The following is a 26,525-nucleotide window of genomic DNA, read 5'->3' as shown; positions in this document are numbered from 1 at the left end:
CGACCGGTTCAGGGTCACCGTTCGATTAGAGCGCCGCGCGTCCGTTGGACGCGCAAAGGACGCTCTAAGACTTTGAACTACACATCGTGCTGTCCGAAAATCGATTCCGATTTTCGGGCCGATGTGTCAAGTGAATGCCAAACCCTGAGCCGGGAACTCAGGTCAACAAAAACAGGGAACAGTTAAAAATGATGATGGAAAAGTTTGCCCTACGCTCCCGCTTCCTGCTCGCCGGCGCAGCCATGTCCGCGCTGCTTCTGGCCGGTGCGCCTGCCCTTGCTGTCACGCCGGCCGACACGCTGGTCGAGGGTTTCGCCATCGACGACATCATCTCGATGGATCCGGGCGAGGCGTTCGAGCTGTCGACCGCCGAGGTCACCGGCAACACCTACGACCTGCTTGTCCGCCTCGACTTGAGCGACACCTCCAAGGTCAAGGGCGATCTCGCCGAAAGCTGGACTGTCTCCGACGACGGATTGACCTACACTTTCAAGCTCAAGCCCGGCCTGAAATTTGCCTCGGGCAATCCGATCACTGCGGCTGATGTCGCCTATTCGTTCGAGCGCGCCATCAAGCTCGACAAGAGCCCGGCCTTCATCATCGGCCAGTTCGGCATCAATGGCGACAACGTCACCGAGAAGGCCAAGGCCGTCGATGACACGACGTTCCAGTTCACGGTCGATAAGGCCTATGCGCCGAGCTTCGTCCTGAACTGCCTGTCGGCAACGGTCGCGTCGGTCGTCGACGCCAAGCTGGTCAAGGAACATGCTGCCGCGGTGACGCCCAGCGCCGACTACAAATACGACAACGACTTCGGCAACGCCTGGCTGAAGACCGGCTATGCCGGCTCCGGCGCCTTCAAGCTGCGCGAATGGCGGGCCAACGAGGTCGTCGTCATGGAGCGCAATGACAATTACCACGGCGAAAAGGCCAAGCTCGCCCGCGTCATCTATCGCAACATGAAGGAAAGCTCGGGCCAGCGCCTGGCGCTGGAGGCCGGCGACATCGACGTTGCCCGCAATCTCGAGCCGAACGACCTCGACGCCATCGCCAAGAACGCCGATCTCACCACCACCAGCGCGCCGAAGGGCACGGTCTTCTACATCAGCCTCAATCAGAAGAACCCGAACCTCGCCAAGCCGGAGGTTCGCCAGGCCTTCAAATATCTCGTCGACTATGATGCCTTGAGCTCGACCATCCTCAAGGGCATCGGCGAGATCCACCAGACCTTCCTGCCAAAAGGCGTGCTTGGCGAGCTGGACGAAAATCCGTTCAAATTCGACCTCGCCAAGGCCAAGGAACTGCTCGCCAAGTCCGGCATGGCCGACGGCTTCAGCGTCACCATGGACGTACGCAACACCCAGCCGGTGACCGGCATGGCGGAATCGTTCCAGCAGACGCTCGGCCAGGCCGGCGTCAAGCTGGAGATCATTCCCGGCGACGGCAAGCAGACGCTGACCAAATACCGCGCCCGCAATCACGACATCTATATCGGCCAGTGGGGCCAGGATTATTTCGATCCGAACTCCAACGCCCAGACCTTCGCCAGCAACCCCGACAATTCGGATGAAGGCAAGACCAAGACCTTGGCCTGGCGCAACGCATGGGATATTCCGGACTTGACCAAGCAGACCGAAGCGGCCCTGCTCGAGAAGGATCCGGCCAAACGCGCCGCAATGTATCAGGATCTGCAGAGGAAGATTCTCGAAACCAGCCCTTTCATCATCGTTCACCAGCAGCTGGAAGTGGCCGGCCTGCGCAAGAACCTCAAGGGTTTTGCGCTCGGCCCGAGCTTCGACACCAATTTCGTCAGCCAGATCACCAAGGAATGATGCCGGCGGACGCGCCGCATGAGTACTGTTGAAAGCGAAGCGACCGCAGGGCGCGGCAGCGCCCGCGCTGTCGCTGTCGCCTCGTCGATCGCCCGTTTCCTGGTCATCGCGATAACCACCTATCTCGGTCTTCTCGCGGTGACCTTCTTCATCGGCCGGGTCATCCCGATCGACCCGGTGCTGGCGGTGCTCGGCGACCGGGCGCCGGCCAATGTCGTCGAGCGCACCCGCCGCGAGATGGGGCTCGACCTGCCCCTGATCGAGCAGTTCTACATCTATGTGAAGAATGCCCTGAACGGCAATTTCGGCACCTCGGTGCTGACCACCAATCCTGTCATGACCGACATCCGCCGCGCCTTTCCGGCGACGATCGAGCTGGCGACGCTGGGAACGCTGATCGGTGCTTTGCTTGGTGTGCCGCTCGGCGTGCTGGCCGCGGTCCGGCGCGGCAACATCATCGACCAGATCGTGCGGATCATCGGCTTGGTCGGCTACTCCGTGCCGATCTTCTGGCTGGGACTGCTGGCGCTCGTGCTGTTCTACGCCAGGCTGCAATGGGTGGCTTTTCCCGGCCGCCTCGATATCGTCTACGAATACACCTTCACCCCGATCACCGGCTTTTATCTCCTGGATGCGCTGTGGCAGCGACAGTGGGATGTGTTTCGCGATGCCTTCCGCCACATCATCCTGCCGGCCTCGCTGCTTGGCTATTTCTCGCTCGCCTATATCAGCCGGATGACGCGATCGTTCATGCTGAACGAGCTTGCCCAGGAATATATCGTCGCGGCGCGCGCCAAGGGCCTGTCGGAAACACGCATCATCTGGGGCCACGCGCTGCGCAACGCCGCCGTGCCGATGGTCACCGTGATCGCGCTCTCCTATGCCGGTCTGCTCGAAGGCTCGGTGCTCACCGAGACCGTGTTTTCCTGGCCGGGTATCGGCCTCTACATCACCAATTCCCTGCAGAACGCCGACATGAACGCCGTGCTCGGCGGCACCATCATCATCGGCTCGGTGTTCATCGGCATCAATCTCCTGTCCGACCTGCTCTACCGGGTGCTCGACCCAAGGACCAAGGTACGATGAGCGCTGAAGCAATCCAGAGCCGCCGCGACTGGCTGCTCAGCGAGCGGCCGGCGTCGCGCATGCAGGCCAGGCTCGGCCGCGCCTATGTCGCGTGGCGGCGCTTTTCAGCCAACCGGCTGGCGTTTCTCGGCCTGCTCATCATCATCGCTTTGCTGGTGGTCGCCGCCTTTGCCAATGTGCTGGCGCCCTATTCGCCGACATTCGGCGACCTCAAGGGCTCGCGGCTGCTGGCGCCAAGTGCCGAGCACTGGTTTGGCACTGACGACCTTGGCCGCGACATCCTTTCGCGCGTCATCTTCGGCTCGCGATGGACGCTTTACGTCGTCATTCTCGTCGCAGTCATCGCCGCTCCTATCGGCCTGCTGGTCGGCACCGTCGCCGGTTATGCCGGCGGCTGGATCGATGCGATCCTGATGCGTATCACCGACATCTTTCTCGCCTTTCCGAAGCTGATCCTGGCGCTGGCCTTCGTCGCCGCACTCGGCCCCGGCATCGAGAATGCGGTGCTCGCTATCGCCGTCACCTCATGGCCGCCCTACGCCCGTATCGCGCGTGCCGAAACGCTCACCGTGCGCAATTCGGATTACATCAAGGCGGTGCAATTGATGGGCGCCTCGCCGTTCCGCATCGTGCTGCGCCACATCATGCCGCTCTGCATCTCCTCGCTGATCGTCAGGGTGACGCTCGACATGGCCGGCATCATCCTGACCGCCGCCGGTCTCGGCTTCCTCGGCCTCGGCGCGCAACCGCCGCTGCCGGAATGGGGCGCGATGATCGCGTCGGGCCGCCGCTTCGTGCTCGACCAATGGTGGGTGGCCGGTGCACCGGGCTTTGCCATCCTCTTCGTCAGCCTCGGCTTCAACCTGCTCGGCGACGGCCTGCGCGACGCGCTCGACCCCCGCAGTGGTGACCAATGAGCACGCTTCTCGAGGTCGACGATCTGCGCGTCACCTTCCCGACGCGCACCGGCCGGATCGAGGCGGTGCGCGGCGTCTCCTTCTCGCTCGGCCGCGAACGGCTCGGCATCGTCGGCGAGAGCGGTTCCGGCAAGTCGCAGACCGGCCGCGCCATCATGGGCCTGACCCCGCCGCAAGCCGAGGTCACGGCCAGGAAACTTGCCTTCGACGGCACCGACCTGCTCGCGGCCTCGCCCCGCGACCGCCGGGCGCTGCGCGGCAAGCGCATCGCCATGATCCTCCAGGATCCAAAATACTCGCTCGACCCGGTGATGAGCATCGGCCGCCAGATTGTCGAGACGCTGCGCACGCATGAGAAGGTCGGCAAGGCGGAGGCCCGCGACCGGGCGCTCGCCATGCTGGAGGCGGTGCAGATCCGCGATCCCGCCCGTGTCTTCGACCTGCATCCGCACGAGGTGTCGGGCGGCATGGGCCAGCGCGCCATGATCGCCATGATGCTGATTGCCGGGCCGGAGATGATGATCGCCGACGAGCCGACCTCGGCGCTCGACGTCACCGTTCAGCTCGACGTGCTCGGCATCCTCGACAGGCTGGTCAGCGAGCGCGGCATGGGCCTGATCTTCATCTCGCACGATCTGCGCCTGGTCTCGTCGTTCTGCGATCGGGTGATCGTCATGTATGCCGGCAAGGTGGTCGAGCAGCTCAAGGCGTCGGAGCTCGGCCGCGCCCAGCATCCCTATACGCGCGGCCTGCTCAACTGCATGCCCAAGATCGGCGCCGACCGCCACCCGCTGCCGGTGCTCGACCGCAAGCCGGAGTGGGCGGCATGACGGCAGCACTTTCTGTCGACAGGCTGGAGGTGGTCTTCGACCGCTTTCGCGCGCTGAAGGGTATCAGCCTCGAGGTGCAATCCGGCGAATCCTTCGGCCTGGTCGGCGAATCCGGCTCCGGCAAATCGACGCTGCTTCGGGCGATCGCCGGCCTCGCGCCGGCCGCTTCGGGCAGCATCACCGTCAACGGAAAAAAACTCGGCAAGCGCCGCGACAAGGCCTTCTATCGCGAGGTGCAGATGGTCTTCCAGGACCCCTACGGCTCGCTGCATCCGCGCCAAACCGTCGACCGACTGCTGCAGGAGCCGCTCGCCATCCACGGCTTTGCCGATGGCGAGAAACGCATCCAGCGGGCGCTCGACGAGGTCGGGCTCGGCACCGGCTTCCGCTTCCGCTATTCGCATCAATTGTCGGGTGGCCAGCGCCAGCGGGTGGCGATTGCGCGGGCGCTGATCCTCGAACCGGCGATCCTGCTGCTCGACGAGCCGACCTCGGCGCTCGACGCTTCCGTGCAGGCGGAGGTGCTCAACCTGTTGGAAGACATCCGGCGGCGGCGCAAGCTGACCTTCCTGATGGTCAGCCACGACCTCGCCATCATCACCCATATGTGCGAGCGGCTGATGGTGATGCAGAACGGCGAGGCCATCGAGCATCTCACCGCTGATGACCTCGTCGAGCGCCGCGTCAGCAAAGATTATACGCGCAATTTGCTCAGGGCGAGCGACGGGTTTGTGCGGACTGCGTGAGTCAAATCAGCTGTCCGCGTCGCGAAGGAATGCGACCTTAGCGGCGGCAGGCCCAATCGCCTGGCGGCGGTGCCAACTTGAGGAAAACGTGAAATAAGGTCAGAACAGGTCTTAGCATATACCAACCGAGAACGGGCGCCGGCCCGGTGAGGGAACAGCATGAAGAACTCAGCCATCTCCGAACGCAAGAACCAGTCGATCTCGCGCGGCGTCGGCATGACCACGCAGATTTATGCCGACCGCGCCGAGAACTCGGAAATCTGGGATGTCGAGGGCCGTCGCTACATCGATTTCTCGTCCGGCATCGCCGTCGTCAACACCGGCCACCGCCATCCCAAGGTGATCGAGGCGGTCAAGGCGCAGCTCGACCGCTTCACCCATACCTGCCACCAGGTGGTGCCCTATGAGAGCTATGTTAGGCTGGCCGAACGGCTGAACGGCTTGCTGCCGGGCAAATTCGACAAGAAGACCATTTTCGTCACCACCGGTGCCGAAGCGGTGGAGAACGCCATCAAGATCGCCCGCAACGCAACCGGCCGTCCGGCGGTCATTGCCTTTGCCGGCGGCTTCCATGGCCGCACCTTCATGGGCATGGCGCTGACCGGCAAGGTTGTGCCCTACAAGGTCGGCTTCGGCGCCATGCCGGCCGATGTTTTCCACGCGCCGTTCCCGGTGGCGCTGCATGGGATCACGGTCGCCGATTCGCTGGCCGCGCTCGACCGGCTGTTCAAGGCCGATGTCGATCCGGCCCGCGTCGCCGCCATCATCGTCGAGCCGGTGCAGGGCGAGGGCGGATTTTACGAGGCGCCGCGCGACTTCATGACGGCGCTGCGCAAGATCTGCGACCAGCACGGCATGCTGTTGATTGCCGACGAGGTGCAGACCGGTTTTGCCCGCACCGGAAAGATGTTCGCCATGGATCATCACGAGGTGGCGCCCGACATCACCACCATGGCCAAGAGCCTTGCCGGCGGCTTCCCGCTGTCGGCAGTCACCGGCCGCGCCGAGATTATGGATGCGCCCAGCCCCGGCGGGCTCGGCGGCACCTATGGCGGCAGCCCGATCGGCGTTGCCGCGGCGCATGCCGTGCTCGACGTGATCGAAGAGGAAAAGCTCTGCGACCGCGCCAACACGCTGGGCAACCGGCTGAAGCAGCGGCTGCAATCGATCCGCGACGACACGCCGGAGGCCGTCGATATCAGAGGCCCGGGCTTCATGAACGCTGTCGAGTTCAACGATGTGAAGAAGGGCCTGCCGTCGGCCGAGCTCGCCAATGCGGTCCGGCTGAAGGCGCTCGACAAGGGCCTGATCCTGCTCACCTGCGGCGTCTACGGCAACGTCATCCGCTTCCTCGCGCCAATCACCATCCAGGACGGCGTCATGAACGAAGCGCTCGACATCCTGGAAAGCTCGATCCGCGAGGTCCGCGCCGCCTGAGCGGATCTTTCTTCCCTTGTTGTAGGAGAAGGGAAGGATCAGCGCAGAAAACCGCCGTTCGCCGGCATCAACACATCCTTATTCGGCGGCGCGGACGGGCTCTACCTGCTGGAAAGCGGCGAGCGCCGCCTTCAATCCGTCCGGTCCCGTCGCAACCGTCTGCGGCGTCGGCGAAAAGCCGGCGCCGAGCATCTTGCGGCCAAGCATGTGGTCGCCAGGCCGGTTGACCGATTCGATGCCGAGCAGACGATTCCCAGCATAGTGGTAGATGGAGAACCGGTTCTCGTTGACGTCGCCCAGCACGACATGGCTGTCGCCGCCCGAAATCAGGCCGACCATCTGCAGCTTGATGTCACCGATATCGGACCAGAACCACGGCACCGCCGCAAAGGCGTCCGCATGGCCGACAACGGTGCGTGCTGCAAGACGCGCCTGGTCGGTCGCATTCTGCACCGATTCCAGCCGCACATCGCCGCCGGTGAGCCAGTGCCGGTAGGAAGCGGCATCGCCGATGGCGAGGATTTCGGGCACCGACGTGCGCATCTGCTGGTCGACGCGGATGCCGTTGGCGATAGTGATGCCGGCGGCTTGCGCCAGTTCGACATTCGGCACGACGCCGATGCCGATGATGACCATCTGCGCCGGCAGCCGCTCGCCGGATGCGGTGATTGCCGCCGAGACATGGCCGTTCTCGGCTTCGAGCCGTGCAATCGTGGTGCCGCTGAGAATGCGCACGCCGGTCGCTTCCAGCCGCTGCCGCACATGGCGCGCGATGATCGGCGCCACCGCCCGGCCGAGCAGCCGGTCGACCGCCTCGACCACGATGACCTTGCGGCCGGCCGCTGTGAGCGTCGCGGCGATCTCCAGCCCGATGAAGCCGCCGCCGAGGATGACGACATCCTCGCTCTGCGCGCTCAATTCGCGGATCAGGCGCGCGTCGGCGAGTGAGCGCAGCGACACCACGCCCGAAAAATCCGAACCCGGCAGCGACAGCATGCGCGGCCGCGAACCGGTCGCCAGGATCAGCCGGTCGAACGGCAGTGTGCCGCCATCCGATAGCTCCAGCCTGCGGCCGCCGGCATCGATGCGATCGATGCGGACGCCCGGCCGGTAGTCGATCGCGCTGCCGGTATAAAAAGCCTCGCCGCGCAGCGGCTGCGGTCTGGCCTCCTGATCCTTGATGAAGGTCTTCGACAGCGGCGGCTTGTGGTAGGGCAGTTCGTCCTCATCGCTGATGAGGATCACGGGTTCGTCGTAGCCGTCCTCGCGCAGGCTGGCGGCCGCTTGCACGCCCGCATGACCCGCACCGACAATGACCACACCGTTTTTCATCGCAGCCGCAATTCCTCATCTCTCCTAGGCGTTATCCAAGTCTAGGACGTCTCGCCAAGTGGCGATTGTCTGACGCCGCCGCAAGACCACCCTTGCGGGTCGCACCCGGAATGGCGGTCTGTCAATCGTTCGTTCGACGGCGGCGCGGCAAATACGGCTAAAGTTGATACTTGCAGTTTAGAATAATTCTAAACTGTTGTTTCAATTGGCTTTTCTCTCTGAAATTGGTTGACTTCCGGCACCTTCATCGCTTTATGGAAGCGTGCGCGTCAAGCGCATCCCTTTGATGTCTGGGCCTTGAACCCTTTCGATTGGAGGCATTTCGATGTCTTTCTTCCGCAAACCGCGCTATGCCGCGGCCTGTATCTCGCTCAATGGCATGGACCTGCCTTGGCGCCGATTGCCTGCCGACGCGCCTTTGGCGCCGGCATTTTCACTGAATTCCCGAGGGAGATGACAATCATGAGAGCGATGATCACGGCGCGATATGGCAGCAGGCTTGCAGCGATCGGCGCCACGGTGGCCTTGACGGCGGCGATATTCGTGCTGCCGGCCAAGGCGGAAACCGATGCCAAGGCGGTCATCAAGACCTATTCCGATATTGCGCTCGCCAAATATGAGGATTCGCTGACCGCGGCGCAGGCGCTCGGCAAGGCCGTGGACGCGCTGCTCGCCAAGCCTTCGGTGGAAACGCTCACCGCCGCCCGCTAGGCCTGGAAAGCGTCGCGCGTTCCCTATCAGCAGACCGAAGTCTATCGCTTCGGCAACGCCAGCGTCGACGACTGGGAAGGCAAGGTGAACGCCTGGCCGCTGGACGAAGGCCTGATCGATTATGTCGCCGAGAACTACGGCACCGAGTCGGACGCGAATGCGCTCTACACCGCCAATGTGATCGCCAACAAGTCGATCGAGATCGACGGCAAGAAGATCGACGCCACCAATCTTACTCCCGAGTTCCTCTCCGGCACGCTGCAGGAAGCCGGCGGCATCGAGGCCAATGTGGCGACCGGTTATCACGCCATCGAATTCTTGCTGTGGGGCCAGGACCTGCACGGCACCGGCCCGGGCGCCGGCGAACGGCCCTATACCGACTACGACCTCGCCAACTGCACCGGCGGCAATTGCGATCGTCGCGCGCAGTACCTGAAGTCGGCGAGCGAGCTTCTGGTTTCCGACCTGCAGGACATGGTCAACGACTGGAAGGAAAGCGGCGCCGCGCGCAAGAACCTTGTCGATGGCGAGCCGAAGGCCGGCATCTCGGCCATCCTCACCGGCATGGGCTCGCTGTCCTACGGCGAACTCGCCGGCGAGCGCATGAAGCTCGGCCTGCTGCTGCACGACCCGGAAGAGGAGCATGACTGCTTCTCCGACAACACCTACGATTCCCATCTCTACGATGCCGTCGGCATTCGCGCCGCCTATAAGGGCAACTACACCCGCCTCGACGGCACCGTCGTCGAAGGACCGTCGGTATCCGACATGGTCAAGGAGGCCGATCCGGCGGTCGACAAGGAACTGTCGGACAAGCTTGATGTCACCGTCGCCAAGATGGAAGCGATCAAGGCGCGAGCGCTTGGCGGCGAGGCCTATGACCAGCAGATCGGCGAAGGCAATACGCAAGGCAACGCCACTGTGCAGGCGGCGATCGACGCGCTGGTCGACCAGACCAAGTCGATCGAACGCGCCGTCGGCACCCTGAAACTCAATGCCATAGCCTTCGAGGGCTCGGACAGCCTCGATGCGCCGGACAAGGTGTTTCAGTAAGGCGTCGATGCCCGGAGCCCGAACCGAAGGTCCAGGCTCTACTAAGAAAATAAGCCACATGGCGCCGAGCACGCGCCGTCAGCCACACAGAGCAAATAATGCTGATCTGCCATTGCAACATCATCACCGAGAAGGAGATTGAGCAGACGATCGTCGGGCTGCTGGATCAGGATCCCTGGCAGCTTATCGTACCGGCGAAGATCTATCATGCCATGCAGAAGCGTGGTCGCTGTTGCGGCTGCTTCCCAAATGTGGTCGAAACGATCATTCGGGTAACCGAAAATTACCACGCCCGCTCGGAGGCGAGCGGCGTGGACGTCGTTTCACACCTGGATCGCGTCAGAGGCCTGCGCGTCCAATACGGGAGCAGAACCCATGAAAGGCGAACAACAGATCATAGAGCGGCTTAACGAAGCTCTGTTTCTGGAACTTGGAGCAGTCAATCAGTACTGGGTGCATTTCCGGCTGCTGGAGGACTGGGGATACGCCAAGCTGGCAAAGAAGGAACGCGCGGAATCGATCGAGGAGATGCACCATGCCGACCGGCTCGTGGCCCGCATCATCTTCCTTGAAGGCCATCCGAACCTGCAGTCGGTAGCGCCGCTGCGCATCGGCCAGAATGTCAAGGAAGTGCTCGAATCGGATCTTGCCGGCGAGTATGACGCGCGCACTGCCTACAAACGGTCGCGCGAGATTTGTGACGAAGCAGGTGACTATGTGACGATGAAGCTGTTCGAGGATTTGTTGTCCGACGAGGAAGGTCACATCGACTTCCTCGAGACGCAACTCGACCTGCTCGCCTCGATCGGCGAGGAAAAATACGGCCAGCTCAACGCCGCATCGGCCGACGAGGCGGATTAGGACATGCGGGAATGCGGCGCCGCTTAGACTACTTGCGCCGCTTGCGGCGGGCCGAGGATTGCGGCCTGCCGTCCCAGCACAACCCGCGATACGGCTGGCTTCGCCGGCTTTCGCCTGCCGTAGTGGTCGCGCTGACCGCCTCGGCGCTGGCCGGTGCGCCCGAACCGGCGGGTCTGGCCACCAGCCGTGCCGATCTGACGCCGAAGGATCTGGCGCGCGTCATTGCCATCGCCAGGCCGACCAGGGATTTCTCCAAGCCCGAGCAGTTCGAGCCGATGCAGGGCGGCGCCGGCACGTCGCGGAAAGGCGCCAACAAGGACGCTTTCTCGCAATCTTCCGCCAATATCACTTTCGAGGAACAAGGCACCTTCAAGCTCGGCAATGCTCTTTTCCGCAAGAACTGGGTGTCGTCGCCCTCGTCGACGCAGGCATCGGACGGGCTTGGTCCGCTGTTCAACGAGCGGGCGTGCCAGAATTGCCATCTGAAGGACGGTCGCGGTCATCCGCCGCAAGCCGACAGCGGCACCACCTCGATGTTCCTGCGGCTGGCGCGGCAGGCGAGCACCGAGGAGGAGAAAGCAGCGCTGGCCGCCGGCAAGGTGCTCAACTTCCCTGATCCGGTCTACGGCTCGCAATTGCAGGAACTGGCCGTTCCGGGCCTTCGCGGCGAAGGCAGGATGCGTGTCGTCTATCAAGAGCAAAAAGTCACCCTGCCGGACGGCACCGTGGTTTGGCTGCGCAAGCCGAGCTATTCGGTCGATGATCTTGTCAACGGGCCGCTCGATCCGCACACCACGCTTTCGCCGCGCTTGACGCCGCCGATGATCGGCCTCGGGCTGGTCGAGCAAATCGCGCCGGCCGACATTCTCGCCAGTGCCGATCCGGACGATCGCAACAGTGACGGCATCTCCGGCAAGCCCAACATCGTGCGCGACGGCCACAGCGGCGAGCCGACGCTCGGCCGCTTTGGCTGGAAGGCGCAGACCCCTTCGATCCGCCAGCAAGCGGCGGACGCATTTGCCGGCGACATCGGCATTTCGACGCCGGAAGTGCCGAACCACTGGGGCGATTGCACCGCGGCCGAAAAGAACTGCCTTGCCATGGCCAACGGCGTCCAGAAGCGCCTCGGCCCGGTCGAGGCGCCGCCGCCGGTCATGGACCTGGTCACCTTCTATTCGCAAAACCTCGCCGTGCCGGCGCGGCGCGATCTCGACAAGCCCGATGTGCTGGCCGGCAAGAAGCTGTTCTACGACATGGGCTGCATTTCCTGCCATACGCCGAAATTCGTCACCCGCCGCGGCACGCCCAACAAGGCACAGGCCTTCCAGCTGATCTGGCCCTATTCCGATTTTCTGCTGCACGACTTGGGGCCGGGCCTCGCCGACGGGCAAGCGGTGGGCGATGCCAGCGGGAGCGAATGGCGCACGCCGCCGCTGTGGGGCATCGGTCTTACCCAGACCATCAACGGCAACAACTTCTTCCTGCACGACGGGCGGGCGCGCACGCTGACCGAGGCGATCCTGTGGCATGGCGGCGAGGGGCAGAAGGCGCGCGACCGCTTTGCCGCCGCCGCCGCGCCCGATCGCGCCGCATTGGTCAAATTCCTGGAGTCGTTTTGATGTCGAAGCGTCTGGCGTTTGTCCTGGTTCTCCCGCTGGTCCTCGCCGGCGCATTGCCGGCGTCCGCAGCGGTGAAGGCTTCCGACGTGATCCAGCGAGCAATCGACGGCTTTGTCCGCCCGGCCTATGCACGCCTGCAAGACCATGCCGACAGCCTGAGCAAGGCAGTGCGCACGCTGTGCGACGCGCCTTCGCAGGACCATCTCGATGCGGCGCGCGCCGAATTCTCCGGCACCGTGGATGCCTGGTCGGTCGTCGAGATCATCCGCATCGGACCGATCACGCAGAACAACCGGCTGGAACGCATGCTGTTTTGGCCGGACCGCAAGAGCATCGGCCTGAGGCAGGTGCAGGCGGCGTTGGCCAGTAAAGACCGGGCCGCCGCCGATCCGGCCCATCTGGCGACAAAGAGCGTCGCCATGCAAGGGCTCGGCGCGCTGGAATTCGTGCTTTACGGCGATGGCGCCGAGCGGCTCGCCGGCAAGGACGATCCCTATCGCTGCGCTTACGGCGCGGCCGTCGCCAGCAACATCGAAACGATTGTCGCCGAGGTCAGCGACGCCTGGAACAAGCCCGACGGCTTTGCAGCACTTTGGGCCAATCCGGGGCCGCAAAACGCACTCTACCGCGACGGCACGGAAGCGGTGACCGAATTGGTCGGCGTCTTCATCAACGAACTTGAGATGGTCCGTGACGTGCGCCTGAAAGGTTTTCTGGGCAGTAGCCCGCAGGCCGACAAGCCGAAACAGGCGATCTACTGGCGTTCACAAAACACCGCGCGTTCGCTGACCGGAAATCTTTCGGGCATGGACGCTCTGTTCCAGGCTTCGCAGCTTGGCGACGCGCTGTCGCCCGATGCGCGCTGGATGGCGGAATCGATCCACATCCAGCTCGTCAACGGCGCCGCCGACGCCACCGCCATCAGAGGCCCGATCGACAAGGCGCTTGCCGATCCGGCGCTGCGCCAGAAGCTCGACCACTTCTCGCTTGTGACATCCAGCCTGTCGACCCTCATCGGCACCAGGCTAACCGCCGAATTCGGCCTGACCGCCGGGTTCTCGTCGCTCGACGGAGACTGATTCTGAAAACGTCGCTGATCGACCGCCGCGACTTCCTGAGGGCTGCCGGGGCAGGCTTTGTTGCCGCGATGTCGCCGTCGGCATGGGCGAAGACGCTTGCCGCCGACGCCGTCTTCGCCACCGCTTTCGTCAAGCGCGACGGCAGCTATGGCGCGGCGATCCTGTCCGAGGCCGGCAAGGTGCTGCATGCCATCGACCTGCCCGCCCGCGGTCACGACGTCACCTTCGATCCGCTGTCGAAACGCTCGGTGGTCTTTGCCAGGCAGCCCGGCACTTTCGCGGTTGTGTTCGACCATACCGGCCGCGACGAGCCGCTGACCATTGCCAGCATCAGTGGCCGGCATTTCTTCGGCCACGGCGTGTTTTCGACCGACGGTGCGCTGCTCTACGCCACCGAGAACGATTTCGACAATGCCGCCGGCGTGGTCGGCGTCTATGACACGCGTGCGAAATTCAAGCGCGTTGGCGAGTTCCCGACCTATGGCATGGGTCCGCACGAGCTGCTGCTGCTCGGCGATGGCAGGACGATTGCCGTCGCCAATGGCGGCATCGAGACGCATCCCGATTATGGCCGCGCCGAGCTCAACATCGCGACGATGAAGCCATCTTATGTGCTGGTCGACCGCCTTACCGGCGACCTTGTCGAAAAGCACGAATTGCCGCCGGCGCTGCACCAGCTTTCGATCCGGCATATGGATACCGACAAATCCGGCGCGGTCTGGTTCGGCTGCCAGTACAGGGGGCCGGGCGGCGATCGTCCGTTGCTGGTCGGCCGCGCCGCGCGCGGCAAGGCTCTGCAACTGCTCGACATGCCGCAGGACGTGCTGTCCGGCTTCAGGAATTACATCGGCTCGGTCGCCGCCAACCCTGCTGCCGGTACCGTCGCGGTGTCCTCGCCGGAAGGCAACTCGCTTGCCATCATCGATGCGGCCAGCGGCCGGATCGTCGCCACCAGCGCACTGGCCGAGGTCTGCGGCGTGGCGCCTGACGGGGCGAGCTTCATGGCGACGACCGGCACGGGGCAGATAGCCCAAGCCGGCGGCGCGACACGGTCCGAGCCGGACTATGTCTGGGACAATCACATGCTGCGCATCGACCAGGCCGCATAGTGCGGCACTGGTTAATTGACGGTTGTGGTCGCCGAGAGTTACCTCTTTTTGGGCGAGGTCGAAGCGAAGCCGCCAAACGATTTATGCATTATCCCCTTGCAGGGACGAGCCATGGCAGGCACAGGGAAATTGTCTTTCGAACCCCCTGTGCCCCAAGCGGGCGCTGCCAACCGGCCGTCTCATGAAGTTGCTTGCCATCGATTGTGCCGCCAATCTGTGCGCCGCCTGTGTCTACGACGCGGCGGCCGGGAAGGAACTCGGCCGCTCGGTGCTCGATCTCGGCAAGGGCCATGCCGAACATCTGATGGCTGTGATCGAAGAGGCGTTGACGACCGGCGGCACCGACTATGCCGGTCTTGGCGCCATCGCTGTCTCCACCGGCCCGGGCTCCTTCACCGGCCTGCGCGTCGGCGTCTCGGCGGCGCGGGGCCTGGCGCTGGCGCTGAAAATCCCGGCAATCGGGGTGACGACGCTGGAAGCGCTGGCGGCGCAGGCGAAAGAGACATTTCCCGGCCGCGCCGTGCTGGCCGCGCTCGACGCCGGCCGCGAGGAGATCCATGCAGCGCTTTACGACGAAGCATCCGTTTTGATTTATGGTCCCGCGGTGGCCACGCTTTCGCAAGCCGCCGCCATGGCGGTTGACGGGTTTCCGGTTCTGGCCGGCACCGCGGCCACGCAAATTGCTGCATCGGCCGGGCGCGCCTTCGACGTCGGCCCGACAAGCGCCACTACGGATATCGCAATCTATGCCCGGCTGGCCGCTACCAAGAGTGAAGGCGAAAAGCCGAAACCGCTTTATCTGCGCGGAGCTGACGCCAAGCCGCAGGCCGGGTTTATCCTGTCCAGGAAGAAAGCCGGGAAGAAAAACTGATGCGCATTCCTTTCCTCCAGCCGCGCCGCAGGGACTTTGCGCTCGAGCCGCTGACGGTCGCCGACAGTGCGGCCCTGTCGGTGCTGCATCGCGAGGATTTCGTCCGGCCGTGGAGTGATGACGAATTCGCCGCGCTGATCGAGCAGGACACGGTGTTCGGCTATGCCGCGCGCGAGACCGGCCAGGGTGCCAAGCCGCCGGTCGGTTTCGTGCTGGCGCGCCTGGCGGCCGGCGAAGGCGAGGTCCTGACTGTCGCGGTGGCGCGCTCCCATCGCCGCCAGGGCCTTGGCTGGCAACTGATGGATGCGGTGCTGCGCGAACTGCATGCGCAACGCGCCGAGGCGCTTTTCCTCGAGGTCGACGAGACCAACGTCGCCGCGATCGCGCTCTATCGGCGGCTGGGATTCCGCGAGGTCGGCAAACGTGCCAACTACTACAGATCGCCCGAGCACGGCCCGACCGGAGCGCTTGTCATGCGCCGCGATCTTCGCTAGCGCATCGGCCCCCAAATCGGAACCGATTCTCGGAAAGCACGATGCGCAGGTTGAGATGCGCAGATTAAAAAGCGCTAGAGCGTGCTTGGACGTCCAGTTGGACGCGTCGCTCTAGCCAGAACTCGGGACAGGGCCAAGAGCGAATGATCGGAAAAATCAGGATTTTCCTGGCGCTGGGCCTCGTTGTCGCAGGCTCGTTGATCCTCGTGCCGTTGCAGATCCTGTCGATGAAGACCGGCCTGTGGCGCGAGACGTTCATCCTGAAGATCTGGCACCGGCTCATCATCCGGGCGCTCGGCATGCGCATCCACGTCAAGGGGACCTTGTCCAATCAGCGCCCGTTACTGGTTGCGTCGAACCACGTTTCATGGACCGACATCATGGTGCTGGGGTCGATGGCCGACGTGACGTTCATCGCCAGGGCCGACATGGCCGGCTGGCCGTTGATCGGCATGTTGTCGAAGCTGCAGCGCACCGTTTTCATCGAGCGCGAGCGCAAACGTTCGTCGGGCGACCAGGCGAGCGAGATCGCCAGCCGCATGGCCAAGGGCGACGCCATGGTGCTGTTTGCCGAAGGTTCGACCAGCGACGGCAACATGATCTTGCCGTTCAAGAGCACGCTGTTCGGCGCCGCCTCGATGGCGATTTCGGAAGGGGCGGCCGAAACGGTCTTCATCCAGCCGGTGGCGATCGTCTATACGCGCCTGCACGGCGTGCCGCTCGGCCGCAGGCACCGGCCGATTGCCGCCTGGATCGGCGACGAGGATTTGATGCCGCATCTCAAGGTGCTGATGGCGGAGGGCGGGCTCGATGTCGAAGTGCATTTCGGCGAGCCGGTCGCCTTCTCCAAGGGCTCCAGGCGCAAGGAAACGGCCAGGCTGATGGAAAGTCAGGTGCGTGATATGGTGCAGGCGGCGCTCGCCGATCCGCGCCCGAGCCGGTAAGCCGGAAAAGCTCCAGCGCTTTGCGCGTCCAAAGGAGGCGCGGCGCTGTAAGGCAGAATCGTCTGTTTTTTGTCGGGGAAAGGCGTTAGAAGCCGCCAGATGGAATTGAACACGATCGAACGGGACGACATCGATACTGCGACCGAAACTGCGGTCGCGCCGCCTGCCGCGAGCCGGAAGGTCTTCGTCAAGACCTATGGCTGCCAGATGAACGTCTACGATTCGCAGCGCATGACCGACGCGCTGGCCGCCGACGGCTATACTGCGACGGATGCGATCGGCGAGGCCGATCTGGTGCTGCTCAACACCTGCCATATCCGCGAGAAAGCCGCCGAAAAGGTCTATTCCGAACTCGGCCGCATTCGTGAGATGAAGGCCGAACGGGCTCGGGCCGGCCGCGAGATGCTGGTCGGCGTCGCCGGCTGCGTGGCGCAGGCCGAGGGCTCCGAGATCATCCGCCGCTCGCCTTCTGTCGATCTGGTCATCGGCCCGCAGACCTATCATCGGCTGCCCGACGTGCTGGCACGGGTGCGCGGCGGCGAAAAGATCGTCGAGACGGACTACGCCATCGAAGACAAGTTCGAGCATCTGCCGCAGCCGAAGCGCGCCGAGATCATCAGGCGCGGCGTCACCGCGTTCCTGACGGTGCAGGAAGGCTGCGACAAGTTCTGCACCTTCTGCGTGGTGCCCTATACCAGAGGCTCGGAAGTGTCGCGGCCGGTGGCGCAGATCGTCGCCGAGGCCGAGCGACTGGCGCAAGCCGGCGTGCGCGAGGTGACGCTGCTTGGACAGAACGTCAATGCCTGGCACGGCGAAGGCGAAGCCAAAGGGGGCAAGACCGTGGAATGGGGTCTTGGCCGCCTGCTGTTCCGGCTGGCCGAGATTCCCGGGCTGGCGCGGTTGCGCTACACCACCAGCCACCCGCGCGACATGGACGACGAATTGATCGCCGCTCACCGTGACTTGCCGGCGCTGATGCCCTATCTGCATTTGCCTGTGCAATCCGGCTCCGACCGCATCCTCAAGGCGATGAACCGCAGGCATACGGCAAAAGATTACTTGACGCTGCTCGACCGGATCCGCGCCGCACGGAGCGATATCGCGCTTTCGGGCGACTTCATTGTCGGCTTTCCCGGCGAGACGGATGCGGATTTCGAGGCGACGATGGACCTTGTCCACCAGGTGAACTATGCCTCGGCCTTCTCGTTCAAATATTCGCCGCGCCCCGGCACGCCGGGCGCGGAAATGGCCGATCATGTGCCGGAAGCGGTCAAGGACGAGCGCCTGCAGCGACTGCAGGCGCTGTTGCTGACCCAGCAGCAGGAGTTCGGCGCCAGCCTGGTCGGCAGCACCATCGACACGCTGATCGAGAAGCCGGGCCGCCAGGCTGGCCAGAAGGTCGGCCGCTCACCGTGGCTGCAGCCGGTTATTGTTGATGAAAAGTCCGGCGAAATCGGTGAGATTATCCAGGTACGAATCACGAAGACGGGTTACAACAGCCTGTTCGCCGAATTGGCCTGAAGGTCTCGGCAGATGAGGAGAGACGGTTGAGCGCTGCGGAAGTGAAGAACCTGCCCCAGAACCTACCATCGGGGGCTTCGGATATGGCGCACATCGTTCTGACTTTCGACAACAACAAGCTTGCCAGCGCCCTTTATGGCCAGTTCGACGAGAATCTGGCCAGGCTCGAGCAGAAGCTTGGCGTCGATATCCGCTCGCGCGGCAACCAGTTGACCATCAAGGGCTCCGCCTCGGCCGCCGAGCAGGCGCGCCGCGCCCTGGATAATCTCTACGGCATTCTCCAGAAAGGCGCTGACATCGGCCAGTCGGACGTCGACGGCGCCGTGCGCATGGCGATCGCCGCCGACGACCAGCTGACGCTGCCGACGCTGGAGCGCAAGGGCAAGGTGTCAGCCGCCCAGATATCGACGCGCAAGAAGACGATCTATGCCCGCTCGCTCAACCAGGACGCCTATATGCGCGCGCTGGAGCGGTCCGAGCTCGTCTTCGGCATCGGCCCGGCTGGCACTGGAAAAACCTTCCTGGCGGTGGCGCATGCGGCGATGCTGCTCGAACGTGGCATGGTCGAGCGCATCGTGCTGTCGCGGCCTGCCGTCGAGGCCGGCGAGCGGCTCGGCTTCCTGCCCGGCGACATGAAGGAGAAGGTCGATCCCTATCTGCGGCCGCTCTATGACGCGCTTTACGAGATGATGCCGGCCGACAAGGTCGAGCGGGCGATTGCCGCCGAGGTGATCGAGATCGCGCCGCTGGCCTTCATGCGCGGCCGCACGCTGGCGCACTCCGCCGTCATCCTCGACGAGGCGCAGAACACCACGCCGATGCAGATGAAGATGTTCCTGACCCGTCTCGGCGAGAATTCGCGCATGATCGTCACCGGCGATCCGACCCAGATCGACCTGCCGCAAAACACCAAATCCGGTCTGGTCGAGGCGCTCAGGATCCTCGACGGCGTCACCGGCATGGTGACGGTGCGCTTCAACGAAGGCGACGTCGTCAGGCATCCGCTGGTCGCCGAGATCGTCAAGGCCTACGACCGCGACGGCAAGCTGGCCCGGGGCCTGGGCGCCGAAGGCTGAAGATGCAGCCTTATGGCTGAGGACAAAAAATCTGTAGGCGGGGATCTTCCGGTCCCCGTCGACATCGATATAGCAGTCGAAGCGGGCGACTGGCCCGATGAGGCCGCGCTGACGCGGCTGGTCGATCGCGCCGTTGCCGCCGCGTTTGCCGAAACCGGCGCGGCCGGCCGTTCCGAGCTCAGCATCGTTTTTTCTGACGATGCCCACATCCGCAGTCTCAATGCGGGATGGCGCGGCAAGGACAAACCGACCAACGTCCTGTCTTTCCCGGCTTTTCCGCTCGCCAAGGGCCGTCCGCTGCCGCCCATGCTCGGCGACATTGTGCTGGCCGCCGAGACGGTCGCGCGGGAAGCCGCACTGGAAGACAAGCCTGTCGACAACCATATCACCCATCTCGTCATCCATGGCCTGCTGCATTTGCTGGGCTACGATCACGAGACCGACGCCGAGGCCGAAGAAATGGAAGCCGTCGAACGCGCAGCACTTGCAAGGCTTGCCATTCCCGATCCCTACGCGTAACTAAAAAGATCAAATGACCGGACGACGATGAACGACAAACCAGAGACTGCCGCCCACCCAGACGCCGGCAGTGCGACCAAGCCATCCGAACAGACGGAAGAGGACTCTAGTCCGAGTACCACGACCGGCAGCTTCGCCAGCGAGCCATCGCCTGCCGGTCCTTCCCTGTTCGATCGCGTGCTCGGCCTGTTCAGGCAGCGCAACGGCACCAGCCTGCGCGAGGAGATCGCCGACGCGCTTGCCGAAACGGCGAGCGATGCCGGCGCCTTTTCGCCCGGCGAACGGGCCATGCTCAACAACATTCTGCGCCTGCGCGAGGTTCGCGTCGAGGATGTCATGGTGCCGCGCGCCGACATCGAGGCCGTCGAGATCACGACGAACCTGGGCGATCTTCTGGGACTGTTCGAGCAGTCCGGCCATTCCCGCATGCCGGTCTATTCGGAGACGCTCGACGACCCGCGTGGCATGGTCCACATCCGCGACGTGCTCGCTCACATCACCAAGCTGGCCCGCGTCAGAAAGAGCAGGACGACCAGGAAAGCCGCCCCTGCCACGCTTCTCGATCTCGCCAAGGTCGATCTCACGCGCACCATCGGCGACCTGACCCTGATCCGCCCGGTGCTTTTCGTGCCGCCGTCGATGCTCGCCTCCGACCTGATGGGGCGCATGCAGGCGATGCGCACCCAGATGGCGCTGGTCATCGACGAATATGGCGGCACCGATGGTCTGGTCTCGCTCGAGGATATCGTCGAGATGGTGGTCGGCGACATCGAGGACGAGCACGACGAGGACGAGCCGATGATCACCCAGACCGGCGAGGGCGTGTTCGTCGTCGACGGCAAGGCCGAGATCGACGATGTCGCCAAGATGATCGGCGAGGATTTTGCCGCCGGCGAGCATGGCGAATATGTCGACACGATCGGCGGCATGATCTTCAACACGCTTGGCCGGGTCCCTGCACGCGGCGAAGTGGTGCAGGCCATCCCCGGCTTCGAATTCCATGTGCTCGACGCCGATCCACGCCGCGTCAAGCGTGTGCGCATCGTGGAGACCCAGAAAAGCGAGCGCCGGCGGCGCGCCGTCCGCGCCGAGCAGGCTTGAAAGACGCCGCTCGCCCGATGATGGTCGACGATCCGTTCAAGCGCTCAACCTTGGGCTCCGGCATATTCTACAGGAATCCGCGCGCCGCCTTGATCTGGCTTGAAAAGGCTTTCGGCTTCGAGCCGAGCATGGTGGTCAGCGACGCTGATGACAGGCTCGTCCATTCCGAGATGCGGTTCGGTGACGGCTATATGATCGTCGATTCCGAATGGGCCGACCATTTAGCCAGTCCCGCGTCGGTCGCCGGCAAGAACACGCAGTCGGTTTATGTGCGCCTCAAGGACGGCCTACGGCGGGAGCCGAGATCGTCCAGGAGCCGGCTGACCAGTTTTACGGTGAACGGCAGTACAGGGCGTGCGATCCTGAAGGTCACGTCTGGACATTTTCCCAGACCGTACGCGTTGTTCCATGCGAGGAGGCTGAACGGCTGGGCGATCTGCAGATTGAAGGCTGGCACCGACTAGAATCCTCGGGCTGAATTTCAGCAATGGGTGGGAAGCGGTCTCGAACTACATGGTTTGCGAACCAATTCGGACGCTGTCCTGAGTACTAGGAGAATGTCTGATGTCGTGGAAACTCGATGAGACCGTGGAAACATCCGCGGGCGCTGTGGCAGCGGGTCAATTTGGTAGTGGACCCGCGCTTGTGCTGGCTCACGGCTGGCCGTGGTCTTCGTTCTCATGGCATCGGATTATTCCAGATCTTGCAAGGCGGTATCGTGTCCACTGGTACGATATGCCCGGATACGGGCGATCCGACAAAGGCGCGGAGCAGCGCACCTCACTCGATGTGCAAGGAGAAGTATTCGCCGAGATGCTCGCGCATTGGGACCTTGAGCAGCCCACCGTTGTTGCCCATGATTTCGGCGGAGCGACGACGCTACGGGCGCATTTGCTGCATGGCTGCGACTTCGAGCGGTAAGTCCTGATGAATGTCGTCGCCATGCGCCCTTGGGGATCGGAGTTCTTCGATCATGTCGGTCGCCATGTGGATGCCTTTCTGGGCCTGCCGCCGCATATCCACAGAGCGCTCGTGGAAGCATATATCAAGGGGGCGATCGTAAATGACATCGCGCCCGGAGATTTCGAGAAACTTGTCGAGCCGTGGCTTGCCGAGGAGGGACGAGGAAGCTTCTATCGGCAATTCGCGCAAGCCGACGAAAAATATACCGCCGAAGTCGAGCCGGCGTTCGGTGATATCAGGTGTCCGGTAAAGATAATTTGGGGCAAGGACGATCCATGGATCCCGCTGGAGCGAGGCAAAGCGCTTCATACGCTGATCCCGCAGGCATCGTTCGAAACATTACCTGGCGTCGGTCACTTGCCTCAGCTCGAAGCCCCGGATCTCGTGCTGGAGCGGCTGAACGCATTTCTATCACGCGCATTATAGTGATACACCGGCACGTGCGGTCTGCGCGACAATTCACATGCGACACTTATCTTGCCGGCGTCAGTCGCCCCACCTATCCAGCAGACCTAATCCGGCAGTCTGGCTGAAGCATGGCCGTTTGGAGCGTGGACTGCGGCCTGATAAATCTTCTGCCGTGATTCGCACGACTCGGAAGCATCGATGAAGCGCCTGGCCGGCCGGATAATTCTGCTGTGGGGCTGGCGCCGCGCGCTTGTGGCGTTTCTTGCCGGTGCGCTGGCGGTTCTTGCCCAGGCGCCTTATGATTTCTTCGCCGTCTGTTTCGTTTCGTTTCCGCTGCTGGTCTGGCTCCTCGACGGCGCAACCGGCGAAGCCTCCGATGGCTGGTTCCGGCATTTGCGGCCGGCCTTCGCCGTCGGCTGGTGGTTCGGCTTCGGCTATTTTCTCGCCGGATTGTGGTGGATCGGCTCAGCACTCCTAGTCGAGGCCGACAGTTTCGCATGGGCGCTTCCCTTCGCAGTGGTCGGAATTCCGCTGGCGCTCGCCTTTTTCTATGGCTTCGCGACAGCGGTTGCCCGGCTGCTGTGGAGCAACGACATCGGCCGCATCGCCGCCCTTGCCTTCGGCTTCGGCTTGGCGGAATGGCTGCGCGACTTTCTGTTCACCGGCTTTCCCTGGAATGCCGTCGGCTACGCGGCGATGCCGGTGCCCTTGCTTATGCAGAGCGTGTCGGTGACCGGCATGGTCGGCATCAACGCGCTGGCGGTCTTCGTCTTTGCCTTGCCGGCCCTGCTTGCGGCGCGCCGGCATATCCGCCTTGGGGGTGCACTGGCTGCCGTTCTCGTCGCGGCCCATGTCGGCTTCGGCTATGTCAGGCTTGCTGCCAAGGTCGAACCCGCAACCCGCGCAATCGACGTCCGCATCGTGCAGCCGGCCGTCGACCTCAGCGAAAAGTGGGACCCTTCAGTGCCCGACCGGATTTTCGCTACACTGATGGGGCTTTCGGCCAAGGCGCCAGAGACTGGTCATGCCAAGCCGCAATTGATCCTGTGGCCGGAAACCTCCGTGCCGTTTTTTTTCGCCGAACGTCCCGATGCGCTGACCGCGCTGGGAGAGATGCTTGGCGACGGCCAGACGCTGATCGCCGGCGTCGTCCGGGAGGAAGGCGGGTCGGCGGATGATGCCGACAGGCGGTACTACAATTCGGTGGTGGCGATCGACGACAAGGGTCAATTCGCCGATGCAGTCGACAAGGTTCATCTGGTGCCCTTTGGCGAATATCTGCCTTTTGCCGACCTGCTTGGCCGCTTGGGACTCAAACAACTAGTCGCCGGGCCGACAACCTACGCGGCGGGCAATGAGCGGCACCCGATCGCGTTGCCCGGCGGCATCCGCGTGCTTCCGTTCATTTGCTACGAAGTCATCTTTCCCGATCTGGTGGCGGTTGACGCAACGTCAGCTGAGCTTATTGTGAATGTCACGAACGACGCGTGGTTCGGTGACACGCCGGGTCCGTACCAGCATTTCAGGCAGGCGCAGATTCGTGCGGTGGAGAACGGGGTGCCATTGTTGCGTGCAGCCAATAACGGCATTTCCGCTGTCGTCGATCCGCGCGGACACATCCTCGACGCGCTGGCGATCGACGCCCGCGGAGCCATCGATGTCCACGTGCCGATTTCCAATCGAGCCATCGTTTCTTCCAGCCAAAGACGCATTAATGGACTGATGATCATGTTGCTGTTCGCGCTCGCCGCTTTCACAATGAATGTAAGGCAACGGCTACGGGCGAATTGACAGTCGACACATTAGAAACTCATACTGTAACCGCCTGAAATTTCTCGAAGTCAGCACGTCGGTTCTGTTGGGGCACTGGCCGCCGGCTTCGTTTTGGGCAGAAAAAACACAAAAAGCCGGAAAAATTCGGCGAGGAAAAAATGGCAGAAGAAAACAAGAAGAAGCCGAATCCTATCGACATCCATGTCGGAAGTCGCATCAGGCTTCGCCGCAATATGTTGGGAATGAGCCAGGAAAAGCTGGGCGAGAACCTCGGTATAACGTTTCAGCAGATACAGAAATACGAAAAGGGTACCAATCGCGTTGGCGCCAGCCGTTTGCAGGCAATCGCCTCGATACTGGGTGTGCCCGTCGCTTTCTTTTTCGAGGACGCGCCGGGCCAGGAGGCCGTGGGCAACCGCGGATTTGCCGAAGATGCATCAATGGCTTCTGCCGTCGAATTCTGCGGCAGTCCTGAAGGTCTTCAACTCAACCGGGCCTTCGTCAAGATCACCGACGTGAAGATACGCCGCAAGGTTATCGAGCTTGTAAAGGCCCTTTCCTCCGACGCAGTCGATTGATTACGCAGATTGGTCTGGGTCGATTGATTGGGTAGCCGTTGAAAAGTCGAAGATAGCGAAGCCGTCATTGCGGGGCAGGCAATTTCTTGCGATCTCGCGCATCGTGGAATTTACATCCCGCAGGCATGCAGGAGGGCGGATCGATTTTGCTCGACAGCCATGCTCAAAGTCTTTCTCATCAACGTGTTGAAGCTAAAGCACGTGCTGGAGCCAAGCAGGCTGGCGGCATCCTGCCGGCGGTCAAAGTGGTACAAGATAATGGTGCCCACCGCTTGACGAGCGCTGCCCGGCACAGCTAACACGTGGCGCGCCAATCGGCAGCGTGCCGATGATTTTTCAAGAGGGGACACCCGTGACGCGGCAAAACTATCTATTCACCTCGGAATCCGTTGCCGAGGGTCATCCCGACAAGGTCTGCGACCGTATCTCCGACGAGATCGTCGATCTGGTCTATCGCGAGGCCAGAAAGACCGGCATGGACCCCTGGAAGGTCCGCGTCGCCTGCGAAACGCTGGCGACCACGAATCGCGTCGTCATCGCCGGCGAGGTGCGCGTCCCCGAGACCCTGCTCAAGAAGGACAAGGCCGGCAACATCCTGATGGATGCCGCCGGTCATCCGCTCGTCAATCCGGCCAAGTTCAAGTCGGCCGCCCGCAAGGCGATCCGCGAAATCGGCTATGAACAGGCCGGTTTCCACTGGAAGACGGCAAAGATCGAGGTTCTGCTGCATGGCCAGTCGCCGGATATCGGCCAGGGCGTCGACAATGCCTCCGACCGGCAAGGCGAGGAAGGGGCCGGCGACCAGGGCATCATGTTCGGCTATGCCTGCCGCGAGACCCCGGATCTGATGCCGGCGCCGATCTACTACAGCCACAAGATCCTCGAACTGCTGGCCGCCGCGCGCCATGAAGGCAACGGCGATGCCGGCCGGCTCGGGCCGGACGCCAAGAGCCAGGTCACCGTCCGCTATATCGACGGCAAGGCGGCGGAAGTGACGCAAATCGTGTTGTCCACCCAGCACCTCGACGCCAGCTGGGATTCGAAGAAGGTCCGCAACGTCGTCGAACCCTATATTCGCGAGGCGCTGGGCGACCTGAAGATCGCCGACAGCTGCAACTGGTACATCAACCCGACAGGCAAGTTCGTCATCGGCGGGCCCGACGGCGACGCCGGCCTGACCGGGCGCAAGATCATCGTCGACACTTACGGCGGTGCTGCGCCTCATGGCGGCGGGGCTTTTTCCGGCAAGGACACCACCAAGGTCGATCGTTCCGCGGCCTATGCGGCCCGCTACCTCGCCAAGAACGTGGTGGCGGCGAAGCTCGCCGATCGCTGCACCATCCAGCTTTCCTACGCCATAGGCGTGGCCCAGCCGCTGTCGGTCTATGTCGACCTGCACGGCACCGGCAGGGTCGATGAGGCAAAGCTCGAGCAGGCGCTGCGCACCGTGATGGATCTGTCGCCGTCCGGCATCCGCCGCCATCTCGATCTCAACAAGCCGATTTATGCCAAGACGTCGTCTTATGGTCATTTCGGCCGCAAGGCGGGCCGCGACGGGTCCTTCTCCTGGGAAAAGACCGACCTCGCCAAGGCTCTCAAGGACGCACTCGCCGAAGCGCCTGCCGAAGCAGTCGCGGCCTAGCCGCGGCGTCCATAGATCCGGAA

22 protein-coding genes and 3 pseudogenes are annotated in these 26,525 nt (G+C 63.2%); 24 read left to right on the top strand and 1 reads right to left on the bottom strand.

Going from position 1 to position 26,525, the window contains the following annotated elements:
* Positions 1 to 188 precede the first annotated feature (188 nt).
* The 6 genes from AC0L15_RS13080 to AC0L15_RS13055 all read left to right on the top strand — a co-directional run bounded on the left by AC0L15_RS13080 (position 189) and on the right by AC0L15_RS13055 (position 6,848).
* Entirely contained in the window at positions 189 to 1,832 is a 1,644-nt protein-coding gene (locus AC0L15_RS13080; protein WP_287248472.1) for an ABC transporter substrate-binding protein, read from the top strand.
* Positions 1,833 to 1,850: 18 nt separating this feature from the next.
* On the top strand, positions 1,851 to 2,918 hold the full coding sequence (locus AC0L15_RS13075; protein WP_287241222.1) for an ABC transporter permease: 1,068 nt from the start codon (positions 1,851 to 1,853) through the stop codon (positions 2,916 to 2,918).
* Entirely contained in the window at positions 2,915 to 3,835 is a 921-nt protein-coding gene (nikC, locus tag AC0L15_RS13070; protein WP_023802090.1) for a nickel transporter permease, read from the top strand. The genes AC0L15_RS13075 and nikC overlap by 4 nt, the downstream gene beginning before the upstream one ends.
* Positions 3,832 to 4,665, top strand: coding sequence for an ABC transporter ATP-binding protein (locus AC0L15_RS13065; RefSeq protein ID WP_287226871.1), 834 nt, complete (start codon positions 3,832 to 3,834; stop codon positions 4,663 to 4,665). Before nikC ends, AC0L15_RS13065 begins: the two co-directional genes overlap by 4 nt.
* The gene (locus tag AC0L15_RS13060; protein WP_128247976.1) at positions 4,662 to 5,411 is read left to right on the top strand and encodes an ABC transporter ATP-binding protein; all 750 of its coding nucleotides are present in this window, start codon (positions 4,662 to 4,664) and stop codon (positions 5,409 to 5,411) included. Before AC0L15_RS13065 ends, AC0L15_RS13060 begins: the two co-directional genes overlap by 4 nt.
* 159 nt (positions 5,412 to 5,570) lie before the next feature.
* Positions 5,571 to 6,848: a 4-aminobutyrate--2-oxoglutarate transaminase gene (locus tag AC0L15_RS13055; RefSeq protein WP_287248474.1), complete on the top strand. Its 1,278-nt coding sequence runs from the start codon at positions 5,571 to 5,573 to the stop codon at positions 6,846 to 6,848.
* 78 nt (positions 6,849 to 6,926) lie between these two features.
* Here AC0L15_RS13055 and AC0L15_RS13050 read toward each other — a convergent pair whose 3' ends face one another.
* Positions 6,927 to 8,180: an NAD(P)/FAD-dependent oxidoreductase gene (locus AC0L15_RS13050; protein WP_287248476.1), complete on the bottom strand. Its 1,254-nt coding sequence runs from the start codon at positions 8,178 to 8,180 to the stop codon at positions 6,927 to 6,929.
* Between the two features lie 471 nt (positions 8,181 to 8,651).
* On the opposite strand from AC0L15_RS13050, the pseudogene AC0L15_RS13045 reads away from it, so the two are divergent.
* From AC0L15_RS13045 to metK, 18 genes and pseudogenes are all read left to right on the top strand, one after another.
* A pseudogene (locus AC0L15_RS13045) lies at positions 8,652 to 9,944 on the top strand (imelysin family protein).
* A 98-nt stretch (positions 9,945 to 10,042) separates the two neighbouring features.
* Positions 10,043 to 10,354: a (2Fe-2S)-binding protein gene (locus AC0L15_RS13040; RefSeq protein ID WP_023802096.1), complete on the top strand. Its 312-nt coding sequence runs from the start codon at positions 10,043 to 10,045 to the stop codon at positions 10,352 to 10,354.
* Positions 10,320 to 10,805 (top strand): bacterioferritin, encoded by a 486-nt coding sequence (gene bfr / locus AC0L15_RS13035; protein WP_023802097.1) that lies wholly within the window; start codon positions 10,320 to 10,322, stop codon positions 10,803 to 10,805. The genes AC0L15_RS13040 and bfr overlap by 35 nt, the downstream gene beginning before the upstream one ends.
* Positions 10,806 to 10,816: 11 nt before the next feature.
* Positions 10,817 to 12,424 carry a di-heme oxidoreductase family protein gene (locus AC0L15_RS13030; RefSeq protein WP_287248477.1) on the top strand — a complete coding sequence of 536 codons (1,608 nt, stop codon included), beginning with the start codon at positions 10,817 to 10,819 and terminating at the stop codon, positions 12,422 to 12,424.
* A complete protein-coding gene (locus AC0L15_RS13025; protein ID WP_287248479.1) occupies positions 12,424 to 13,503 on the top strand; it encodes an imelysin family protein in 1,080 nt (359 codons plus the stop codon). The genes AC0L15_RS13030 and AC0L15_RS13025 overlap by 1 nt, the downstream gene beginning before the upstream one ends.
* Positions 13,504 to 13,505: 2 nt before the next feature.
* Complete coding sequence (locus tag AC0L15_RS13020; RefSeq protein WP_287248588.1) at positions 13,506 to 14,612, top strand: DUF1513 domain-containing protein; 1,107 nt, start codon at positions 13,506 to 13,508, stop codon at positions 14,610 to 14,612.
* 181 nt (positions 14,613 to 14,793) lie between these two features.
* Positions 14,794 to 15,483, top strand: coding sequence for a tRNA (adenosine(37)-N6)-threonylcarbamoyltransferase complex dimerization subunit type 1 TsaB (gene tsaB, locus AC0L15_RS13015; RefSeq protein WP_023802101.1), 690 nt, complete (start codon positions 14,794 to 14,796; stop codon positions 15,481 to 15,483).
* A complete protein-coding gene (gene rimI / locus AC0L15_RS13010; protein WP_023802102.1) occupies positions 15,483 to 15,977 on the top strand; it encodes a ribosomal protein S18-alanine N-acetyltransferase in 495 nt (164 codons plus the stop codon). The genes tsaB and rimI overlap by 1 nt, the downstream gene beginning before the upstream one ends.
* A 143-nt stretch (positions 15,978 to 16,120) precedes the next feature.
* Positions 16,121 to 16,921, top strand: a complete 801-nt coding sequence (olsA, locus tag AC0L15_RS13005) for a lyso-ornithine lipid O-acyltransferase (protein WP_023802103.1) — start codon at positions 16,121 to 16,123, stop codon at positions 16,919 to 16,921.
* 99 nt (positions 16,922 to 17,020) lie between these two features.
* Positions 17,021 to 18,442: a tRNA (N6-isopentenyl adenosine(37)-C2)-methylthiotransferase MiaB gene (gene miaB / locus AC0L15_RS13000; protein ID WP_023802104.1), complete on the top strand. Its 1,422-nt coding sequence runs from the start codon at positions 17,021 to 17,023 to the stop codon at positions 18,440 to 18,442.
* Between the two features lie 83 nt (positions 18,443 to 18,525).
* The gene (locus AC0L15_RS12995; RefSeq protein ID WP_287305617.1) at positions 18,526 to 19,518 is read left to right on the top strand and encodes a PhoH family protein; all 993 of its coding nucleotides are present in this window, start codon (positions 18,526 to 18,528) and stop codon (positions 19,516 to 19,518) included.
* A gap of 12 nt (positions 19,519 to 19,530) precedes the next feature.
* Positions 19,531 to 20,037 (top strand): rRNA maturation RNase YbeY, encoded by a 507-nt coding sequence (gene ybeY, locus AC0L15_RS12990; RefSeq protein ID WP_091600007.1) that lies wholly within the window; start codon positions 19,531 to 19,533, stop codon positions 20,035 to 20,037.
* A gap of 27 nt (positions 20,038 to 20,064) precedes the next feature.
* Positions 20,065 to 21,138 (top strand): hemolysin family protein, encoded by a 1,074-nt coding sequence (locus tag AC0L15_RS12985; RefSeq protein WP_023802107.1) that lies wholly within the window; start codon positions 20,065 to 20,067, stop codon positions 21,136 to 21,138.
* Between the two features lie 17 nt (positions 21,139 to 21,155).
* Positions 21,156 to 21,616, top strand: a pseudogene (locus AC0L15_RS12980) (VOC family protein).
* 86 nt (positions 21,617 to 21,702) lie between these two features.
* Positions 21,703 to 22,527 (top strand): annotated as a pseudogene (locus AC0L15_RS12975) (alpha/beta fold hydrolase).
* Positions 22,528 to 22,707: 180 nt separating this feature from the next.
* Complete coding sequence (lnt, locus tag AC0L15_RS12970; RefSeq protein WP_287248480.1) at positions 22,708 to 24,300, top strand: apolipoprotein N-acyltransferase; 1,593 nt, start codon at positions 22,708 to 22,710, stop codon at positions 24,298 to 24,300.
* Between the two features lie 140 nt (positions 24,301 to 24,440).
* On the top strand, positions 24,441 to 24,860 hold the full coding sequence (locus tag AC0L15_RS12965) for a helix-turn-helix domain-containing protein (protein WP_023802110.1): 420 nt from the start codon (positions 24,441 to 24,443) through the stop codon (positions 24,858 to 24,860).
* Positions 24,861 to 25,188: 328 nt separating this feature from the next.
* Positions 25,189 to 26,502, top strand: a complete 1,314-nt coding sequence (gene metK / locus AC0L15_RS12960) for a methionine adenosyltransferase (protein WP_210163894.1) — start codon at positions 25,189 to 25,191, stop codon at positions 26,500 to 26,502.
* The last annotated feature ends 23 nt before the right edge of the window (positions 26,503 to 26,525 follow it).

Source organism: Mesorhizobium sp. WSM4846, from assembly GCF_055811415.1.
Note: the sequence above shows the minus strand (reverse complement) of the source record. Positions and strands in the feature narration are given on the sequence as shown.

What these genes read in the sequence shown, in the direction of transcription:
- AC0L15_RS13080 (WP_287248472.1), top strand. Translation starts at nt 189, where the DNA reads ATGATGATGGAAAAGTTTGCCCTACGCTCCCGCTTCCTGCTCGCCGGC.
- AC0L15_RS13075 (WP_287241222.1), top strand. Translation starts at nt 1,851, where the DNA reads ATGAGTACTGTTGAAAGCGAAGCGACCGCAGGGCGCGGCAGCGCCCGC.
- nikC (WP_023802090.1), top strand. Translation starts at nt 2,915, where the DNA reads ATGAGCGCTGAAGCAATCCAGAGCCGCCGCGACTGGCTGCTCAGCGAG.
- AC0L15_RS13065 (WP_287226871.1), top strand. Translation starts at nt 3,832, where the DNA reads ATGAGCACGCTTCTCGAGGTCGACGATCTGCGCGTCACCTTCCCGACG.
- AC0L15_RS13060 (WP_128247976.1), top strand. Translation starts at nt 4,662, where the DNA reads ATGACGGCAGCACTTTCTGTCGACAGGCTGGAGGTGGTCTTCGACCGC.
- AC0L15_RS13055 (WP_287248474.1), top strand. Translation starts at nt 5,571, where the DNA reads ATGAAGAACTCAGCCATCTCCGAACGCAAGAACCAGTCGATCTCGCGC.
- AC0L15_RS13050 (WP_287248476.1), bottom strand. Translation starts at nt 8,180, where the DNA reads ATGAAAAACGGTGTGGTCATTGTCGGTGCGGGTCATGCGGGCGTGCAA.
- AC0L15_RS13040 (WP_023802096.1), top strand. Translation starts at nt 10,043, where the DNA reads ATGCTGATCTGCCATTGCAACATCATCACCGAGAAGGAGATTGAGCAG.
- bfr (WP_023802097.1), top strand. Translation starts at nt 10,320, where the DNA reads ATGAAAGGCGAACAACAGATCATAGAGCGGCTTAACGAAGCTCTGTTT.
- AC0L15_RS13030 (WP_287248477.1), top strand. Translation starts at nt 10,817, where the DNA reads ATGCGGCGCCGCTTAGACTACTTGCGCCGCTTGCGGCGGGCCGAGGAT.
- AC0L15_RS13025 (WP_287248479.1), top strand. Translation starts at nt 12,424, where the DNA reads ATGTCGAAGCGTCTGGCGTTTGTCCTGGTTCTCCCGCTGGTCCTCGCC.
- tsaB (WP_023802101.1), top strand. Translation starts at nt 14,794, where the DNA reads ATGAAGTTGCTTGCCATCGATTGTGCCGCCAATCTGTGCGCCGCCTGT.
- rimI (WP_023802102.1), top strand. Translation starts at nt 15,483, where the DNA reads ATGCGCATTCCTTTCCTCCAGCCGCGCCGCAGGGACTTTGCGCTCGAG.
- olsA (WP_023802103.1), top strand. Translation starts at nt 16,121, where the DNA reads ATGATCGGAAAAATCAGGATTTTCCTGGCGCTGGGCCTCGTTGTCGCA.
- miaB (WP_023802104.1), top strand. Translation starts at nt 17,021, where the DNA reads ATGGAATTGAACACGATCGAACGGGACGACATCGATACTGCGACCGAA.
- AC0L15_RS12995 (WP_287305617.1), top strand. Translation starts at nt 18,526, where the DNA reads ATGGCGCACATCGTTCTGACTTTCGACAACAACAAGCTTGCCAGCGCC.
- ybeY (WP_091600007.1), top strand. Translation starts at nt 19,531, where the DNA reads ATGGCTGAGGACAAAAAATCTGTAGGCGGGGATCTTCCGGTCCCCGTC.
- AC0L15_RS12985 (WP_023802107.1), top strand. Translation starts at nt 20,065, where the DNA reads ATGAACGACAAACCAGAGACTGCCGCCCACCCAGACGCCGGCAGTGCG.
- lnt (WP_287248480.1), top strand. Translation starts at nt 22,708, where the DNA reads ATGAAGCGCCTGGCCGGCCGGATAATTCTGCTGTGGGGCTGGCGCCGC.
- AC0L15_RS12965 (WP_023802110.1), top strand. Translation starts at nt 24,441, where the DNA reads ATGGCAGAAGAAAACAAGAAGAAGCCGAATCCTATCGACATCCATGTC.
- metK (WP_210163894.1), top strand. Translation starts at nt 25,189, where the DNA reads ATGATTTTTCAAGAGGGGACACCCGTGACGCGGCAAAACTATCTATTC.